Here is a 2,539-nt window from a genome sequence, read left to right on the forward strand (position 1 = left end):
TCAAAAGTAAGATTAAGCCCGAGCGATAACGTTCGGGCTTTTTTATGCACCATTACCAACAAACTACTACAAACCTACAGCTATAAAATTAGACACTTCCCTCCTTCTCTTGAGCCATAAGCAAGTATTTATTATTAGAAAAAATATAACTTATTTAATATAATAAATTATATTATAAAAGATACATTTCCGATGCAATTCCAGCAATGAAGAATGGTAAAATTGAGTAAAAAAAGTCCCTATTATAGCATTTTCAAAGCCATTTCAAAGCCTATTCAATACGCATGAAAATGCTTTAAAAATGCAATTGATATGTATATACATAGCACTAAAAAAAAGTGTGGTTTGATAGAAATTGATGGTAAATAGAACATTGTCGAAGTTTTTACTTACTATTTCGGTTGTTTCATTTCATTGATTAATCGCTCAAATGAAAACGATAATTTAAAATGCAATTTATTGCATTATTTCTATCCCCTCATCCATTTTCAAATCAATTCCGTAATAATTAAAATCGTTACGCGTTCCTTTTTCAACTTCGATAAGGTTAATCCTTCGATCTACTTGCGTCATCGGTTCAAAATATAGCGAATAGTATTGCCAATCTTTGTGAGACTGAAAATTGTGTTTGTTGGGTGAAATTGTAATTCCGGTAGCATTGAGCAGCTTGTATCTTTTTTGGGTTAACGTGTCCTCAATGTAGGTGTCGGGCGCCATTTTAATCCAACCGCCTCTAATGTATTTATTGGTGGTGGTATAGCCAAAATCTACTTTGGTAAATTCTTGTGTTTGTGTCAATCGTAATAAAATTGGATTGTCTTTTCCATGCCCTTCTACTTCCAAATGAAATATTCTGTTGGCTATTTTTTGTAACATTCCTCTCATTTTAATGATTTTGTTTGTTTGCGAAGCCAGTCCGGATGAATAACTTCTAAATGTCTCCCATAGGATCGAAACAATCGAATCAACTCCATACTGGGTACCACGTTAATGGTAAAGAAACTAGAACCCGAGTTGTTTTTTTCCGCTTTTTGACTAGAATGTATTGGATAGGCTTCAAAATAATTGGTAACATCTATGGATGTTAGAAAAGTAATTTCTTGCTTCAATTGGTTTTCTATGGGATAAACACCATAGATATCGGTACAATAGTGCTCCACTTCTTGATTGGGTACTCTAATGTATTTTCGCTTGAGTAGGTTGGGCTCATAAATTCGGTCTAAACCAAATGTTCGCAGTGCTTCGTGACGCTCTGAATAGGCAATCAAATACCATTTGTTGTCAAATTCTTTGAGTCGGATAGGATGTGCGATTACCGAACTGAATTTACGCTTCGAATAGGAATAATGCACAAATGAAAGCGGCTGCTGATTTTTACAAGCTTCCAATAGCTTATTAAAATTTTCAAAACCCTTTGCGCCTTCTACATAATCCGTTTGAATGATTTTACGTTCGATATTGCCTTCTGGGAACTCTTCTTTAAACGCCGATAATATCTTTTGAATGGCATAACTGAAGCGTTCATTAACTCGGTTACTCCCACCTAAATTTTTGATTAAGTCAAGTGATTCTTTAATCGTTAAAATATCGTCATCTGTGAGCGGAATGGTATTGATGGAAAAATTGGGATTGGAATAATAATAGCCTTTGTTTTTTCTACAATATACTATGGGAGCATCTAATACATCAGATTGCTTCATGTTCCGGATATCCTTTTCTAAGGTATCTAAAGACGGACAAAACTCAAGATGCTCGGCACAAGCGTTTTGTATGTCCTCAAGATTGGGATAAGGCCTAAATTTATTTTTAAGCATTTTATCGATGATGCGGTATCTTCTGAAGGCAGATTTAGATATTCCCATACTTTTTTTTGTAAATATATAAAATATTTTTCACTCCGTATAAATGATACGGAGTGACTATTTAGCTTTGTCCCATAATCTTAAATTAAAACTTGTATGAAAACAAAAATGAATGAAGAAACACTTCAAAAAACCAAAGTAATTAAAAGAGCAAGAACCTTTAAAAGTCCGCTTTCCGAAAGCACACCTTGTAAGTATTTGGGCATAGACAAAATCATCATGCACGAAGAATACACTCAGATTGATTTTGTGTACATCGCACCCAAAAAATACATCAACGGTGGATGGATTCAAATAGACGCAAATAGCTACATTCAAACTGCTAATTCAGATACACGATATCCGTTGCTTGAAGCTAGAAACATTTCAATTGCTCCTACAAAGTTACATTTCAATAGCGCAGGACAAGTACACCACTACAATTTGATTTTTCCAGCACTTCCAAAAAATGTAAAACAAATTGATATCATTGAAAAATTAGCCGAAGGCAGTTATTTTAACTTTTTCAATGTGGCCTTGCAACACAATGCACCAACGGTAATTAGAATGATAAGCGAAAATTAAAAATGAAAGCTATAAAAAGAAATTTCTTAGTAGTTGAAGAGAACATTCAGTTAAACGAATTAAACCAGTATCAAATTGTAAGATACTTCAATCCAAATCATTTTAATCTGGGT

Annotated in this window: 3 protein-coding genes; 1 reads left to right on the plus strand and 2 read right to left on the minus strand. The window is 33.7% G+C overall.

The genetic code is table 11. The features are described from left to right. Positions 1-456: 456 nt before the first annotated feature. Positions 457-876, minus strand: a complete 420-nt coding sequence (locus ACIQ6Z_RS09935) for a hypothetical protein (protein WP_396210714.1) — start codon at positions 874-876, stop codon at positions 457-459. A gap of 5 nt (positions 877-881) precedes the next feature. Further along, positions 882-1,862: a helix-turn-helix transcriptional regulator gene (locus tag ACIQ6Z_RS09940; protein WP_396210715.1), complete on the minus strand. Its 981-nt coding sequence runs from the start codon at positions 1,860-1,862 to the stop codon at positions 882-884. Between the two features lie 96 nt (positions 1,863-1,958). On the opposite strand from ACIQ6Z_RS09940, the gene ACIQ6Z_RS09945 reads away from it, so the two are divergent. After that, positions 1,959-2,426 carry a hypothetical protein gene (locus ACIQ6Z_RS09945; RefSeq protein WP_396210716.1) on the plus strand — a complete coding sequence of 156 codons (468 nt, stop codon included), beginning with the start codon at positions 1,959-1,961 and terminating at the stop codon, positions 2,424-2,426. Positions 2,427-2,539: the final 113 nt, after the last annotated feature.

Source organism: Flavobacterium sp. (assembly GCF_044376915.1).
Lineage (GTDB): Bacteria > Bacteroidota > Bacteroidia > Flavobacteriales > Flavobacteriaceae > Flavobacterium.